The organism is Hyphomicrobiales bacterium (assembly GCA_017642935.1).
Lineage (GTDB): Bacteria > Pseudomonadota > Alphaproteobacteria > Rhizobiales > MH13 > MH13.
The window spans coordinates 1018717-1034297 of sequence record JAEPOK010000002.1; the positions used below are offsets into that span (position 1 = coordinate 1018717).

Annotated in this window: 13 protein-coding genes; all 13 read right to left on the reverse strand. The window is 59.9% G+C overall.

Annotated elements, in window-relative coordinates:
- Positions 1–5: 5 nt before the first annotated feature.
- The 13 genes from JJ917_14360 to JJ917_14420 all read right to left on the reverse strand — a co-directional run bounded on the left by JJ917_14360 (position 6) and on the right by JJ917_14420 (position 15580).
- Complete coding sequence (locus JJ917_14360; GenBank protein MBO6700006.1) at positions 6–1424, reverse strand: dihydrolipoyl dehydrogenase; 1419 nt, start codon at positions 1422–1424, stop codon at positions 6–8.
- A gap of 18 nt (positions 1425–1442) precedes the next feature.
- Positions 1443–2201, reverse strand: coding sequence for an SDR family oxidoreductase (locus tag JJ917_14365; protein ID MBO6700007.1), 759 nt, complete (start codon positions 2199–2201; stop codon positions 1443–1445).
- Positions 2202–2214: 13 nt separating this feature from the next.
- Positions 2215–2640, reverse strand: a complete 426-nt coding sequence (locus JJ917_14370) for a hypothetical protein (protein ID MBO6700008.1) — start codon at positions 2638–2640, stop codon at positions 2215–2217.
- Between the two features lie 12 nt (positions 2641–2652).
- Entirely contained in the window at positions 2653–4185 is a 1533-nt protein-coding gene (gene odhB / locus JJ917_14375) for a 2-oxoglutarate dehydrogenase complex dihydrolipoyllysine-residue succinyltransferase (GenBank protein MBO6700009.1), read from the reverse strand.
- A gap of 63 nt (positions 4186–4248) precedes the next feature.
- Positions 4249–7245 (reverse strand): 2-oxoglutarate dehydrogenase E1 component, encoded by a 2997-nt coding sequence (locus tag JJ917_14380; GenBank protein ID MBO6700010.1) that lies wholly within the window; start codon positions 7243–7245, stop codon positions 4249–4251.
- Between the two features lie 112 nt (positions 7246–7357).
- Complete coding sequence (sucD, locus tag JJ917_14385) at positions 7358–8278, reverse strand: succinate--CoA ligase subunit alpha (GenBank protein ID MBO6700011.1); 921 nt, start codon at positions 8276–8278, stop codon at positions 7358–7360.
- Positions 8279–8319: 41 nt separating this feature from the next.
- Positions 8320–9105 carry a class I SAM-dependent methyltransferase gene (locus tag JJ917_14390; protein ID MBO6700012.1) on the reverse strand — a complete coding sequence of 262 codons (786 nt, stop codon included), beginning with the start codon at positions 9103–9105 and terminating at the stop codon, positions 8320–8322.
- A 190-nt stretch (positions 9106–9295) separates the two neighbouring features.
- On the reverse strand, positions 9296–10486 hold the full coding sequence (gene sucC / locus JJ917_14395) for an ADP-forming succinate--CoA ligase subunit beta (protein MBO6700013.1): 1191 nt from the start codon (positions 10484–10486) through the stop codon (positions 9296–9298).
- Between the two features lie 33 nt (positions 10487–10519).
- The gene (locus JJ917_14400; protein MBO6700014.1) at positions 10520–11836 is read right to left on the reverse strand and encodes a hypothetical protein; all 1317 of its coding nucleotides are present in this window, start codon (positions 11834–11836) and stop codon (positions 10520–10522) included.
- A 34-nt stretch (positions 11837–11870) separates the two neighbouring features.
- Entirely contained in the window at positions 11871–12833 is a 963-nt protein-coding gene (gene mdh / locus JJ917_14405; protein ID MBO6700015.1) for a malate dehydrogenase, read from the reverse strand.
- 258 nt (positions 12834–13091) lie between these two features.
- Positions 13092–14243, reverse strand: coding sequence for an AFG1 family ATPase (locus JJ917_14410; GenBank protein ID MBO6700016.1), 1152 nt, complete (start codon positions 14241–14243; stop codon positions 13092–13094).
- A 52-nt stretch (positions 14244–14295) separates the two neighbouring features.
- Positions 14296–14925, reverse strand: coding sequence for an AprI/Inh family metalloprotease inhibitor (locus JJ917_14415; GenBank protein ID MBO6700017.1), 630 nt, complete (start codon positions 14923–14925; stop codon positions 14296–14298).
- Positions 14926–15082: 157 nt separating this feature from the next.
- On the reverse strand, positions 15083–15580 hold the full coding sequence (locus tag JJ917_14420; protein MBO6700018.1) for a hypothetical protein: 498 nt from the start codon (positions 15578–15580) through the stop codon (positions 15083–15085).
- Position 15581 lies beyond the last annotated feature (1 nt).

The following is a 15581-nucleotide window of genomic DNA, read 5'->3' on the forward strand; positions in this document are numbered from 1 at the left end:
GCCCGCTAGAGATGGATCTGGCGTTTTTCGACGGCCATCGCCGCCTCTTTGACCGCCTCTGACATGGTCGGATGCGCATGGCAGGTGCGCGCCATATCTTCCGACGAGCCGCCGAACTCCATCAAGACGGCGGCCTCGTGGATGAGGTCGCCAGCGCCCTTACCGACGATATGGACGCCCAAGACCTTGTCGCTCTTGGCATCGGCCAGCACTTTGGCAAAGCCGTCCGTTGCGTTCATCGCGCGGGCGCGGCCATTGGCGGAGAAGGGGAACTTGCCCGACTTGTACTCAATGCCAGCGGCTTTCAGTTCTTCTTCGGTCTTGCCGACAGAGGCGACTTCCGGCTCTGTGTAAACGACCGAGGGAATGACGTCATAGTTCACATGGCCTGCCTTGCCGGCGATCAGTTCGGCCAAAGCCAAGCCTTCATCTTCGGCCTTGTGGGCCAGCATCGGTCCGTCGATCACGTCGCCGATGGCGTAAATGCCCTCAACATTGGTTTTGAAGTGGCCGTCGGTTTTCACCCGGCCACGCTCGTCCAGTTCCACGCCGACCTCTTCCAGACCAAGCCCCTTGGTGTAGGGCGCACGTCCGGTCGAAACCAGCACGACGTCTGCGGTCAGTGTTTCGGCATCGGCCTCGCCGCCGGCATGTTCGACGGTGACGGCCAGTTTGCCACGTGCTTTCTTCTCCACGGCGGTGACCTTGGAGGAGAGCATGAATTCCATGCCCTGCTTTTTCAGAATGCGAAGGAACTGTTTGGAGGTGTCGAGGTCCATGGCGCCGAGAATATGATCCAGGAACTCGACCACGGTGACCTTTGAACCGAGGCGCCGCCAGACCGAGCCAAGCTCCAGACCGATCACGCCGCCGCCGACCACGACCACATGGCCGGGTACCTTGTCGAGTTCCAACGCGCCGGTGGAGGTGACGATGGTTTTTTCGTCGATGTCGAGGGCGACACCCGGGATGCCGGCCGAATCCGAACCGGTGGCGATCACAACGTGCTTGGCCTCAAGCTCTGTTGTCTTGCCATCGTCTGCCGTCACCGTGACCTTGCCGGGCGCGGTGATCGCGCCGCTGCCGATATAGTCGGTGATCTTGTTCTTTTTGAACAGGTAGGCAATGCCGTTGACATTGTCCTTTACCACATCGTCCTTGAAGCCCATCATCTTGTCGAGTTCGAGCTTGGGCTTGGTGACCTTGATGCCGAGCGTCTCGAAGGTGTGACCGGCTTCCTCAAATACCTCTGAGGCATGCAGCAGGGCCTTGGAGGGGATACAGCCAATGTTGAGGCAGGTACCGCCATGGGTGGCGCGCTTTTCAACCACGGCAACCTTCATGCCGAGCTGCGCAGCGCGAATGGCGCAGACATAGCCGCCGGGGCCTGTTCCGATGACGATGAGATCGTAAGCGTCAGCCATGGTGCGTTTTCCTTTGCTTTACCGGCCGCCGGTCACATCAAGAATTATGCCGGTGGTGTATGATGAATCCGAAGAAACCAGAAACCCAATGGCCTGGGCAACTTCCTCGGCTGTTCCACTGCGTTTCATTGGCACCGTTGGTGCCAAATCCTTTGCCCGATCAGGCAAACCACCTGAGGCATGGATCTCCGTCTCGATGATGCCCGGACTGACAGCATTCACCCGGATGCCATCATCGGCGACTTCGAGCGCCAGGCCTTTGGTGAAGCTATCGATCGCGCCTTTGCTCGCGGCATAGTCGACATATTGGTTCGGCGAACCAAGCCGTGCGGCTGCGGAGGACAGGTTAATGATAGAGCCTCCAACACCGCCTTTGCTCAATGCCATGCGGTTCACCGCTTCGCGGGCGCAGATGATGCTGCCGATGACGTTGGTGCGCATCATACGCTCCAGACGGTCGAAGCTGATGTCAGCTATGGTGGTGGGGCTGCCCACTATTCCGGCGTTGTTGATCAGCACTGTGAGCTTGTCGCCGATTTGATCCACCAGTGCAAAGAGACGCAGTGTGTCATCCTCGCTTGCCACATCCGCCTGCACGGCGCGAGCTTGCCCACCGCCCCTGGTGATCTGGTCAACGACCTGATCGGCGGCCTCTTTATTCGACTGATAGCTCAGCACAATCGTAAAGCCGCGTGCCGCCAACAGGCGCGCTGTCGCTGCGCCGATCCCCCGGCTGCCGCCGGTAATCACCGCGACCTCGGATGGTGCTGAAGACATGCGTTTTGCCGTCCTAGGGGGCGAAGGTCAGTGTTTCGGAGGCTTCGCCGTTGGCCCAAGTGCCAAACAGGTCGCCATTGCGCTGAACCGTGTAAATGACAGGGCTTGATTGCCCCCAATCGACAATGAACTCGCCGCCGATCAATGGGCCGCGCCCCGAGAACCGCTGACCGGCAATTTGCCAGTCGACGGACAGATCGCCGCTTTGGGGATCGAAGCTCAAATATGCGGTGCCGCGATAGGTGCTGCCATCGGTGTTGGTGCCAACCACATCAAAGCTGTTGGGCAGCACTGAGATGAAGTCTTCCAGAAGGTTGGCATACTCCTCATCGTGGATCGATGCGCGGTCGGACTTCTGCGCCAAGGAAACAGATGGAGACGTCATCAGATAGGCAAGCGCCAATCCGATCGCTGCAATGGCTGCAAAAGCTGTGCGCATCGTCAGGCCTCCTTAAAGGTCGAGCACCAGGCGCTGCACGTCTTCCAGGCTTTCTTTCACGCGCACCAGGAAGGTGACCGCCTCTTTGCCATCGACGATGCGGTGATCGTAGGAGAGCGCCAGATACATCATCGGACGGATCACGACCTGGCCATTCACCGCCATGGGACGCTCTTGGATTTTGTGCATGCCCAGAATGCCCGATTGCGGTGCGTTCAAGATTGGTGAGGACATCAGCGAGCCGTAAACGCCGCCATTGGAGATGGTGAACGTGCCGCCCTGCATGGCATCCATGCCGAGTTTGCCGTCGCGCGCGGCCAGACCTAGGCGACCGATTTCTTTTTCGATCTCGGCAATCGACATCTGGTCGGCATCGCGAACCACGGGGACAACCAAGCCCTTGTCGGTGCCGACAGCCACGCCGATATGCGCGAAGTTTTTGTAGATGATGTCGGTGCCATCGATCTCAGCGTTCACCGCCGGGATTTCCTTCAGCGCGTGGCAGACCGCCTTGGTGAAAAAGCCCATGAAGCCAAGCTTCACGCCATGCTTTTTCTCAAACAGTTCCTTGTACTGTTTGCGGATGTCCATCACCGGGCCCATGTCCACCTCGTTGTAGGTGGTGAGCATGGCGGCTGTGTTTTGCGCGTCTTTCAGGCGGCGGGCGATGGTCTGGCGCAGACGGGTCATGCGCACGCGATCTTCGCGCGCTTCGTCATCAGCGCTGGAGGGCGCGCGGGCGCTGGCTGGGGCGGACGCCGCCGGCGCAGCGGTCTGACCGGAGTTGATAGCGTTGATGACATCGCCCTTGAGAACCTGACCGCGCTTGCCGGTGCCCGCCGCCACGCTGACGCCGGTCTCGGCCATCATGCGGCTGGCCGACGGCGAGGGCGGCATTTCGGTGACGGAGGGCGGCACGGCGGTATCGGGCTGTGGCGCCTCATTCGGGATCGCCGGACTGATGGCATCGGCGCTTTTCGCGCTCGATCCGGCGGCACCTTCTTCGATCTTCAACAAAAGGTTGCCTGGCTCGACGATGTCGCCCGTCTTCACCGCGATCTCGGCAATCGTGCCGGAGACGGGCGCCGGAATTTCCTGAGCTGCCTTGTCGGTTTCCAATTCCAGCAGCACATCATCGGCTTTTACTGAATCGCCGACTTTGACCGAGATTTCGCCAACCTCGGCCTCAGTGACGGATTCACCGGCGCTCGGCGTGATCACGTCGACCAGTTTGCCGCTGGAGGCAGCCGGTGCCGCCGCAGCCGGAGCGGCTTCCATTTTGGCGGCAGGTGCAGGAGCTGCCCCGTCACCGGCCTCCAGCATGCCGAGCAGCGTTCCCACTTCGACGGTTTCGCCTTCTTTCACCAGGATTTCACCGAGTGCACCGGAGGCCGGGGCAGGGACCTCAACGGTCACCTTGTCGGTCTCCAGTTCCACCAAAGGTTCATCGGCGTTCACCGCATCGCCAGATTTTTTGTACCAACTGGCCACGGTGGCTTCGGTGACGGACTCACCCAGGGTCGGAACGCGGATTTCACTCGCCATTTTCGGTCTCCATGCAGCCGGTCACATCCGGCGCGATTGCCCGGCTTGACGCCGGAGATAGAATTACTCGCCCAAGGCTTCGTCGAGGAAGGCTTTGAGCTGCGCCTGGTGTTTGGACATCAAGCCGGTTGCCGTGGCCGCGGCTGCCGAACGACCGGCATAACGCGGACGGGTGTGCTTGGCGTCGATCTTGTTCAGCACCCACTCGATGTTGGGTTCGATAAAGGTCCACGAGCCCATGTTTTTCGGCTCTTCCTGACACCAAACCACTTCCGCCTGCTTGAAGCGCGACAGCTCGGTAATCAGCGCGCGGGCCGGGAACGGATAGAGCTGCTCGACGCGCAGGAGCTGGACATCGTTGACGCCACGTTTTTCGCGTTCTTCGTAAAGGTCGAAATAGACCTTGCCCGAACACAGAACGACGCGACGGATCTTATCGTCCTTCACCAATTGGATCGGCTCGTCCTTCAGAACCTCTGCGTCATCCCACAGTACGCGGTGGAAGGTTGAATCCGGTCCCATCTCATCAAGGCGCGAGGTGGCGCGCTTGTTACGCAGCAGGCTTTTGGGCGTCATCAGGATGAGCGGCTTGCGGAAATCACGTTTCAACTGGCGGCGCAGAATGTGGAAATAGTTGGCCGGCGTCGTGCAGTTGGCGATCTGCATATTGTCCTCAGCGCACATTTGCAGAAAGCGCTCCAGCCGGGCCGAGGAGTGTTCCGGTCCCTGGCCCTCGTAACCGTGCGGCAATAGGCAGACGAGACCGGACATGCGCAGCCATTTGCGCTCGCCAGAGGAAATGAACTGGTCGAACAGGACCTGCGCGCCATTGGCAAAGTCGCCAAATTGCGCTTCCCAAAGAGTGAGCGCGTTCGGCTCAGCCATGGAGTAGCCGTACTCGAAGCCGAGCACCGCTTCTTCCGACAACATCGAGTTGATGACCTCGTAGCGTGCCTGACCGTCTTCGAGACTGTTCAACGGTATGAAGCGTTTCTCATCGCGCTGATCGTAAAGCACCGAGTGGCGCTGCGAGAACGTGCCGCGCTCGCAATCCTGACCGGACAGGCGGATCGGATGGCCTTCCACTGCCAGAGAGCCAAAGGCCAGCGCTTCGCCGGTTGCCCAGTCGATGCCTTCGCCGGAATCGATCATCGCTTTGCGGTTGGCCAGAAAGCGTTTGATCGTGCGGTGGGCCTCAAAACCCTCCGGCACGCTTGTCAGTTTCGCGCCAATGTCTTTGAGGACATCCATGTCAACGCCGGTCTTGCCCTTGCGCGGGTCGTCATCGACCTTGGCCTGCGAAAGACCAGCCCATTTGCCATCCAACCAGTCGGCTTTGTTGGGTTTATAGGCCTGGCCAATCTCGAACTCTTTGTCGAGGTCAGCCCGGTATGCGCCGCGCATCGCCTCAAGATCAGCCTCGGTGACCACGCCCTCTTTGACGAGCTTCTCGGCATAGAGCGTCAGGGTCGTCGGGTGCGAGCGGATTTTCTTGTACATGAGCGGCTGCGTGAACGCCGGCTCATCGCCTTCATTGTGGCCGTAGCGGCGGTAGCAGATCATGTCGATCACGACCGGCTTGTGGAATTTCTGCCGAAACTCGATGGCGATCTTGGCGGCGTAGACGACCGATTCCGGATCATCGCCATTGCAATGGAACACCGGTGCCTCGACCATCTTGGCGACGTCCGAGGGGTAGGGCGAGGACCGCGAGAACCGTGGATTGGTGGTGAAGCCAATCTGGTTGTTAATGATGAAGTGGATCGAGCCGGCCGTGCGATGACCGCGCAGGCCTGACAGGCCAAAACACTCTGCCACCACGCCCTGGCCAGCAAAGGCCGCATCGCCATGCAGCAGCAGCGGTAAAACCTTGGCGCGCTCGTCGAGCGGCACGACTTCGGTTTGCTCGTCGAATTCGCCCACTTGGTCTTGTTTGGCGCGCACTTTGCCGAGCACTACCGGATTGACGATTTCAAGGTGCGAGGGGTTGGCGGTCAGCGACAGGTGAACATTGTTGCCGTCGAACTCGCGATCGGACGAAGCGCCGAGGTGGTATTTCACATCGCCGGAGCCTTCCACATCGTCAGGCGCATACGAGCCGCCCTTGAACTCGTGGAAGATGGCCCGGTGCGGTTTTTCCATGACCTGGGAGAGCACATTGAGGCGTCCGCGGTGGGCCATGCCCAGCACAATATCTTCAACGCCAAGCTGACCGCCGCGCTTGATGATCTGCTCCAGCGCGGGAACCAGCGACTCGCCGCCATCCAGGCCGAAGCGCTTGGTGCCGGTGTATTTGACGTCGAGGAACTTCTCAAAGCCTTCGGCCTCGATCAACTTGTTGAGGATCGCTTTCTTGCCGTTCTCGGTGAATGCAATGCCCTTGTCCGGGCCCTCGATGCGCTGCTGGATCCAGCTTTTTTCTTCGCCATCGGAGATGTGCATGAACTCCACGCCGAGTGTGGAGCAATAGGTGCGTTTCAAGATTTCGAGCATCTCGGGGATGGTCGCGAAATCAAGACCCAGCACCTTGTCGAGGAAAATCTTGCGGCTGAAATCGTCTTCCGTCCAGCCATAGCTGCGCGGGTCAAGCTCAGGATGATCTTCGGGCTCTTTGAGCTCCAACGGATCAAGGTCGGCGGCCAGGTGACCGCGCATGCGATAGGCGCGGATCATCATGATTGCGCGAACCGAGTCCCGCGTTGCCTGCTGCACCTGTTCGGCGGAGACCTCAACGCCTGCAACTTGGGCATTGGCTTTCAGCTTCTCGCCAACGGCTTTAGCGGCGGCCTTCTCGTCCACGCCCCAATGGCTGTCGAGTGCGGAGACCAGTTCGCCATTGCCGGCAATTGGCCAGTCTGAGCGTTTCCACGAGGCGCCGCGCGCATTGTCGGCGACATCGCCCGCCTCATCGCCTAGCTCGGCGAAGAACGCGGCCCATTCTGCGCCGAATTGGGAAGGGTCTTTCTGGTAATCGGCGTAAAGCTGATCCAGATAAGCGGCGTTGCCGCCATAAAGGAATGACGTGGCGGCGAAAGCCGCGTTCGCATCCTGCCGTGCCATCGGCTCATTTCGCGGGGGGTGTCCCCGTGCTCCCTATGTCGGCCGCATGCCTGTCACGCGGCCTGATTGTCGGTTCGTTCAGCCCAGATAGGAATGAACGAAACCGTTTTCACTATCCGTTGAGAATCTTGACCAAAGTCTTGCCAAGTTGGGCCGGTGACGGCGAAACGGCAATGCCCACTTCTTCCATAGCGGCGATTTTGTCTTCCGCACCGCCCTTGCCGCCGGAAATCACCGCTCCGGCATGGCCCATGGTCCGCCCTGGAGGTGCCGTGCGCCCGGCGATGAAGCCAACAGTCGGCTTCCAACGGCCCTTCTTCTTTTCGTCCGCCAAGAACTGCGCGGCGTCTTCTTCTGCCGAGCCGCCGATCTCTCCGATCATGATGATGGAGGTGGTTTCATCATCGCCATGGAACATTTCGAGCACGTCGATGAACTCGGTGCCCTTCACCGGGTCGCCGCCAATACCGACAGCCGTCGACTGACCAAGACCCTCATTGGTTGTCTGGAACACCGCCTCATAGGTCAGCGTTCCGGAACGCGAGACGATGCCGACATTGCCTTTCTTGAAGATGGATCCCGGCATGATGCCGATCTTGCACTCATCCGGCGTCATGATGCCCGGGCAGTTTGGCCCAAGCAGACGTGAGTTGGATTTTTCAAGCCGCGCCTTCACCTTCACCATATCGAGCACCGGGATGCCCTCGGTGATGCAGGTGATGAAGGGGATCTCGGCGTCAATGGCTTCGATGATCGCTGCCGCGGCGCCCGCCGGCGGAACGTAAACAACCGAGGCATTGGCGCCGGTGGCTTCCTTGGCTTCAGCGACCGTGGCGTAGATCGGCAGCTCTTTGCCAGCAACCGGGCCAGCGCCCTCACCAGCCGTCCAGTGGGTACCGCCCTTTTTGGGGTGGATGCCAGCGACCATCTGCGTGCCGTGATAGGCCAACGCCTGTTCGGTGTGGAAGGTACCGGTCTTGCCGGTCAGGCCCTGCACGATGATCTTGGTGTTCTTGTCGACAATGATGGACATGAAAAGGAACGCTCCGAGGGTTGGGAGAAGTTGCGTCGAGTCTAATGCTTCGTTGGCGAGAAAAAATCACGTCGCCATCGCGCGAAACGATGGCTTGCCTGAACGGCCCATTTGCCGCTGAAGACAAAGGCCGCAGGGGAATTGTCTGGGTAGCTTTCGACCAGATACTGCGCCCGTTGGCGATTGCGAATCGGAAGATCATCAAGTGTTGCGTGGCTGCTAGCGGGTTTCGCGAATAGGCCACTTGTCGTGACTAGATGGTTTTCAACTGGCGCAAGACCGGCCTTAAGCGCCGCTGCCTCCAGTGTCTCGCCGATGAACCCGTGCACATGGGCGAAATGAAATCGGTCGAAGGATGGTTTGTGGTTGGGTCGCATATCCGGCACGGCGATGTGCACGACGCCTTCATCGTCTAGCCATTTCGCCATTTGAGAAATCGCTTCGACGGGCTTGCGAAGATGTTCGACAACGTGAAAGCAGGTGATGATATCAAATGATCCAGCTTCGAGGTCAGCATCTTCCCAACGCGAGGAAAACGCATCCACGCCGTACTCCTGCTTGGCAAAATCCAGGTAATCACTGCCGGGATCAAATGCGGTGACACTGCAGCCCGCCTCCTGGGCCAGATAGGCAAACTCCCCGCTTCCACAGCCAAAATCGAGCAGCCTTGCTCCCGGCCTAATCCAAGGTTCCAGCTCCGCCATTCGGGCCTCTGCGATCCGCATCGAGTTGGCAATGTGGGCTCTGGGCGGTCTTGACCCTGCGAACTGATAGTCCTTGCGATACCCGGACGAGTAGTACGCGTTCAGTTCATCATCTGTGGGCATTGGGTCGGTTCGCATCAAACCACATTCGACGCAAGCAACCGTGTTCAACGGCTTCAAGCGCCTGTCAGTCGAGCAAATCAAAACCTTTTCCGCACTGCCGCACAGGTCGCAAGCTTCATCGCTTCCGACAAACGGGTATGGTACAAAGGGGAGAAGGTTCTGAAGCACTGCGTTTTGCTCTTCTCAGGCCTTAGCCAACGGCCTTGACGATTTTCTGGGCGGCGTCGTCGAGATCATCGGCGGCGATGACGTTGAGCCCGGAAGAGTTGATGATGGCCTTGCCTTCCTCAACCTTGGTACCTTCCAAGCGCACAACCAGCGGCACTTGCAGGCCGACATCTTTGACCGCCTGCACCACGCCCTCGGCGATCACATCGCAGCGCATGATGCCGCCGAAAATGTTCACCAGAATGCCCTTCACATTGGGATCAGCCGTGATGATCTTGAAGGCTGCCGTAACCTTTTCGGTGGTCGCGCCGCCCCCAACATCAAGGAAGTTGGCAGGCTCTTTGCCGTAAAGCTTGATGATGTCCATGGTTGCCATGGCAAGGCCTGCGCCATTGACCATGCAGCCGATATCGCCATCCAGCGCGACATAGGCGAGGTCATATTTCGAGGCTTCGATTTCCTTCTCGTCTTCCTCGGTCTTGTCGCGCAGCTCCATCACATCGGGGTGGCGGAAGAGGGCATTACCGTCGAAGGAGACCTTGGCATCGAGCACCCGCAAATGCCCGTCTTTCATGACGATCAGCGGATTGATCTCAAGCAGGCTCATGTCCTTCTCGGTGAAGGCCTTGTAGAGGATCGGGAACAGCGACTTGCCGTCTTCGGCTGCTGCACCATCGAGCTCGAAGGCCGCGTTTAGCTTGGCCGCCGTCGCATCATCGACACCAGCATCCACGTCCACGTCGATGGTGTGGATCTTGTCCGGGGTCTCTTCGGCCACCGCTTCAATGTCCATGCCGCCTTCGGTGGAGGCAACAAAGGAGACCTTGCCGGTTTCACGGTTCACCAGGATCGAGCAGTAGAGTTCGCGGTCGATGTCGGCGCCATCTTCCAAATAGAGACGATTGACCTGTTTGCCCGCCTCGCCGGTCTGTTTGGTGACCAGCGTGTTGCCGAGCATCTCTCCAACATGGGAGAGCACTTCATCCTTGGAGAAGGCCAGGCGCACGCCACCTTTGGCGTCCGGGCCGAGCTCTTTGAATTTGCCCTTGCCGCGACCGCCGGCATGGATTTGGCTTTTCACAACCCAGACCGGGCCGCCCAGCTTGTCGGCGGCGGCAGGCGCGTCGGCGGCATCAAGCAGCGGGACGCCATCGGCGACCGGAGCGCCAAAACTCTTCAGCAGGGCCTTGGCCTGATATTCATGGATGTTCATGTCATATCCTAGGTTGGATGCGTATCAGTTGGGTTAGTTCAGAAGAAAGGGGAAGAAGCCGCGCCCGCGGCCAACAAGGGTTTCGAAGCTGCGCCAATTGGCGTCGCTGATGAGGGTGCCTTCTTCGACGGCGTAGAGAATGCCGGCGCCCTGGATGATGCCGAGCAGGTTATAGGATTGCGGCGCGTCGAGCATGGTGCGGATATTGATGCCGTGTGTTCCGCCTCGTGTGCCGAGCCGCCAGTGGGGGGCGAGAAGCTCCCCTTCAAGCAGCGCTTCCAGATCATCGAGAACGGCCAGCCAGGCAGGACCTGTGCCGCCTGGAAAGTCGATGCCGAGACCTGAGGTTTGACCGTCGTTGGGTATCCATTCGCGCGTTTGATCGGTTTCCGCCCCGACGCGCTGCCAAAAGGTTCGGTTTTCCTCGACCATCGCCAGCATATGAAGACGTGCACTTTGCGTGCGCTCCGCGTCGGGTTGTTGCTCGAGCACGCGGATGACGGTGGCGGCAAGATCCACCCAAAGCGCATCGTCCCCGGTGAAGCCAGGGTTGTTTCGGCGGCTCCAGGCGTCGAGTTGCGCCCCGGCGCCCAAAACCTCGTCGATTGTCGCGGCGGGCGCAAACGCCAGAACCATGTCGCTGGTGGTGGACAGTAGGTGGGTGTAGGCGGCGAGCCAGGCGGCATCGGATTGGTCGAAGTCGATCACCAAGGCGCCAGGACTATCGTTGACCCCAGCGAGCGCTCCACGTCCGCCAATCGCCACAGCGCCAATTGCGAGCAATTGTTCAGCGTCCTGGCGTACGCCATCGGCGTTTGCGTCCATCCAGACACTGGAAAGATCGATGGTGGCGGTGAACTCTGCCCCATCGTCAATCCGGCCGAGCGTTTCGCGCGCAGCGACCATCTGTGAATCAAGGTCGGCGAAGATCGTTTCAATGAAGGCACCGGAAAATGGTTCCGGCGCTGGATTGGTCGGAAGCTCCAGACGCAGCACGGGCAAAAGGTCCAGACCGTCGGTCACGCCCAGGCGATACCGCGTTTGCAGCGCCAGTTCGACGCCGCGCAGGAACTGCGCACCTGCGAGGGTGAAGCGATCGGCGTCGCTGAGATCTTCCTGCGCATGCAACCGTTCGATCATCGGCTGCAAACCTTCGGCGAACGAGATGGCATTCTCATCGACAAGAACCGGGGTTTCTGTCGGCGATTCTGCCGGTGCGGGCGATTGCGTGGATGGCCCCTTTTGCGCCAGCGCCGCTCCATTGCCTGCGAACAGCATTACTCCCAACGCCAGGGCGCAAGCCGCTGGCGCTGGGACTGATCTGCGCTGCGCAGGGAGAGGCGATGGCATGCGAGCCGTCCTTTAAGGCCGTGGCGGGCTGGAGTTAGACCAGCGAGGCGTCGATGGATTTGCAGGCGTCCATCAAGCTCTTTACGGAGTTCACCGATTTGTCGAACTCCTCGCGCTCGGCGATGTCGAGATCGATCTCAATGACCTTCTCCACGCCGTTCTCGCCGATGATGGTCGGCACGCCGACATACATGTCGTCCAAGCCATACTCGCCTTTCAGCGCGGCGGCGCAGGGCAGAACGCGCTTTTTGTCTTTCAGATAGCTTTCGGCCATCATGATCGCGGAGGCTGCCGGCGCGTAGAAGGCCGAGCCGGTTTTCAGAAGGCCAACGATTTCGGCGCCACCATCACGGGTGCGCTGCACGATCTGATCGAGCTTGTCCTGGCTCATCCAGCCCATGGAAACAACGTCATCCAAGCTGATGCCGCCAACGGAGGAATAGCGGGTGAGCGGTACCATCGTGTCGCCGTGGCCGCCGAGCACGAACGCGGTGACATCTTCGACCGACACGTTCAGTTCCTCAGCGATGAAATAGCGGAAGCGCGCGGAGTCCAGAACACCGGCCATGCCGCACACCTTGTTGCGCGGTAAACCAGAGAACTTCTGCAGCGCCCACACCATGGCGTCCAGCGGGTTGGTGATGCAGATGACAAATGCGTTCGGGGCGTATTTGGCGATGCCCGCGCCCACCTGCTGCATGACCTTCAGATTGATGCCCAGCAGATCATCGCGGCTCATGCCGGGTTTGCGCGGAACGCCAGCTGTGACGATGCACACGTCAGCGCCTTCGATCGCTTCATAACCCGTTGTGCCGGACAGCTTGGAATCAAAACCATCGACCGGTGAGCTCTCTGCAATGTCCAATGATTTGCCCTGGGGGATACCATCGGCGATGTCGAACATCACGATGTCGCCAAGTTCTTTCAGGCCTGCCAAATGGGCCAGCGTTCCGCCAATCTGGCCGGAACCGATCATTGCAAGTTTCTTACGAGCCATTCATTCCCCCTGGGACGCTCGTCCCGTTAGGACGCTTCACGCTTCAAACCGATTGCGGAAGCGCCGCGTCAGGCGCCGATTTCGCGCCGATAGAACACAGGTGACGTTAAGGTAAGGAGCCTCGTTGCCGTCGTTTGGGTCGTATACCCAAGGTTCGCCCAAGGCAAGTTGGGCAAACGCATAAGATCGCTGACTTCTCAATAGCTTACGTTAAGGTAAGGTCGAAGTGTGTTCGATTGGGCTTTGAGAGAGGGTGCGTTAGGCCGCCATGGCGCGCCGCTGAGCCCGCAGATAGTCCTCTGAGCGCATGTCGATGAGCCGGGATGCGGTCCGATCAAAGGCGAAGGCTTCATTTCCGTTCGGCGCCGAGTAGAGCTCATGGGGTTCGCCATCGGCCGAGGCGATCAATTTGGTGCGTGTGTCGTACATGGCATCGATCAACGTGATGAAGCGTTTGGCCTCGTTGCGCTTGTCGACACCCATGCGGGGAATGCCGTCGATCATCAGCGTGTGGAAGTGGTGACAAAGCGCCAAGTAATCCTCGGCGCCGAGTGGCTGAGCGCACAATTGGTCGAAGGTGAAGCGCGCCACGCCATGGGCCTGATGCGGGACCGCCACTTCACGGCCTTTGACTTTAATCGCATAGGCCTCGCCTTCATGGTGATTGGTAAGACGGCCCCAGGCGTCATCCATCGCATGATCGGAAACCGGGCCAAGCGGATTGTACCAGGTCGGCGCGGCACCCAGCTTGTCGATGCGATAGTCCTTGTCAGCATCCAGTTCGAAGATATCGACATGGCGATGCAGCATCTCGACGAATGGCATGAACAGGGCGCGGTTGAGACCGTCCTTGTAGAGTTCGGAGGGGATAACGTTGGACGTGGCAACCAGAACGACGCCGCGTTGAAACAGTTGGGTAAACAGACGGCCGAGGATCATGGCGTCGGCTATATCGACGACGTGAAACTCGTCGAAACAGATGAGCATGGATTCGTTTGCAATGGCCTGGGCCACGGGCGGAATAGGGTCGTCCTGCTTCGTGGTGCCGGCCTTCAGCGCCTGCCTGTGGGCGTGGATGCGGTCGTGCACATCGGCCATGAAGGTGTGGAAGTGCGAGCGGCGTTTGCGTTTGATGGCGGCGACATCGAAAAAGAGATCCATCAGCATGGTCTTGCCACGCCCGACGCCGCCCCAAAGATAAAGGCCTTTGATGGGCGGGGCGGCCGCCTTGCGCTTGGCAAACAGCCAGCCCAGCGCGCTGGATTTGCGCGCCAGGCGCAGCTCGGCCAGTTCGGCATTGAGTTGATCAAGCGCGGCGGCGGCGCGCCGTTGAACAGGATCGTCGCTGAGTTCCTTGGCCTGGATCAACGCCTGGTAACGCTCGATGACCTGCAAATGCGCCGGAAGCAGCGGGGCGGCTGGTTTGGGATCGGACAGGCGGTTGGAAGCCAAGGTCGCGCGCCTAGCGGAACAGGGTCAGAGCGCCGCCGGTATCAAGTTGACCGGCGTAGCGGGTCGGGCCAGTGCGGAACAGGCGGCCGATGGGCGCGCCTTCGGTATCGCGCAGCAGCACCTGCTGACCTTCGATCGACCAGGCGGTCAGGCCGCTCAATTGCACATCGCCACAGTTGCGGGTCGAGGCGCGATAGCCGCCCTGCCAGGTGGTCAGCGAAAGGTTGATCGAGCAGGTGGCTACGGGCGTTGCCGCGGACCAAGCGCCGATAAGATCGTCTTCGCTTACCTCTGAGGCGCCGCCCGGTGGCTCGGGAAGCGGGGCGCTTGCCAAACCAGCTGCATCCAAGGGGGCATTGGGATCCAAGGGCGCGTTGGGATCAAAAGGTGCGTTGGGGTCGGTCCCGGCAACATCCTCAAGCGACTGGCTTTCAATCGTCGGTTCTTGGCCGAATGTTATCGGTTGCGGCAGGCTATTGGCGGTGACGGTCGTCGTTGGCACCGGTGGAAGCGGACGCAGCTGATTGCCACCGCTCATGCAGCCGGCGAGCAGCAAGGCTGACGCGCATGTGAACATTAGGGGTGTAAGCGCGGGTTTGGCTGAGGGCGTCGCCGCCTTTGCGCGCGCTGAAAATACCATTGGGGCCAATCCTCTGCCATTGCAGCAATGTGTCGGGGCTCGGGTCGAGCCCAACAGGCGCTTTATAGCCATCGGCTTAAACAATGCACAACACGCCATCTGACCAAGCGTTACAGACGCCCGGGCAATTCGCATCCGCAGCGCGTCAGCAGGATGTCTAGGCAGAGTTGGCGAAAGGATTGTCGGCAACGGCGTCCATCGCCGTCAGTTCAGCCACCAAGTCCTTGACCGGGCCGCCCAGCTCTTCGGCAAGACGCAAAAAGTCCAGATAGCGCGTGCCGGGGGCATCGCTGTTATCAGTAGCTGTCGGTGGCGTGATGTCCCAGTGGCGCACATCAACACCTTCGCCGAGGGCGAGTTTGGTGGCGGTCGGCAGTTTGGCACCCAGGAGTACGACATGGTCGATGCGCGGGGCACCGGCAAACGCATAGAGCGCCAATGGTTTCAAAGACAGGCCGGATGTGTCGAGCTTCAGCCGCTGCATGGCGCGCAGCATCACAGGGTCGGAATTGGCTGCATCGCTGGTCGTTGCCGAATAGACGCGCAGCGGCATCGGGCCAGCAGCATTGCGCGCGCAATCAAGCGCCAACGCTTCTGCCAACATGCCCAAACCAACGCCTTCAGCGCCGACAAACAAAACACTGCGATCAAACATA

Coding starts and splice junctions, on each gene's coding strand:
- JJ917_14360 (MBO6700006.1), bottom strand. CDS start 1,424: ATGGCTGACGCTTACGATCTCATCGTCATCGGAACAGGCCCCGGCGGC.
- JJ917_14365 (MBO6700007.1), bottom strand. CDS start 2,201: ATGTCTTCAGCACCATCCGAGGTCGCGGTGATTACCGGCGGCAGCCGG.
- JJ917_14370 (MBO6700008.1), bottom strand. CDS start 2,640: ATGCGCACAGCTTTTGCAGCCATTGCAGCGATCGGATTGGCGCTTGCC.
- odhB (MBO6700009.1), bottom strand. CDS start 4,185: ATGGCGAGTGAAATCCGCGTTCCGACCCTGGGTGAGTCCGTCACCGAA.
- JJ917_14380 (MBO6700010.1), bottom strand. CDS start 7,245: ATGGCACGGCAGGATGCGAACGCGGCTTTCGCCGCCACGTCATTCCTT.
- sucD (MBO6700011.1), bottom strand. CDS start 8,278: ATGTCCATCATTGTCGACAAGAACACCAAGATCATCGTGCAGGGCCTG.
- JJ917_14390 (MBO6700012.1), bottom strand. CDS start 9,105: ATGCCCACAGATGATGAACTGAACGCGTACTACTCGTCCGGGTATCGC.
- sucC (MBO6700013.1), bottom strand. CDS start 10,486: ATGAACATCCATGAATATCAGGCCAAGGCCCTGCTGAAGAGTTTTGGC.
- JJ917_14400 (MBO6700014.1), bottom strand. CDS start 11,836: ATGCCATCGCCTCTCCCTGCGCAGCGCAGATCAGTCCCAGCGCCAGCG.
- mdh (MBO6700015.1), bottom strand. CDS start 12,833: ATGGCTCGTAAGAAACTTGCAATGATCGGTTCCGGCCAGATTGGCGGA.
- JJ917_14415 (MBO6700017.1), bottom strand. CDS start 14,925: ATGGTATTTTCAGCGCGCGCAAAGGCGGCGACGCCCTCAGCCAAACCC.
- JJ917_14420 (MBO6700018.1), bottom strand. CDS start 15,580: ATGTTTGATCGCAGTGTTTTGTTTGTCGGCGCTGAAGGCGTTGGTTTG.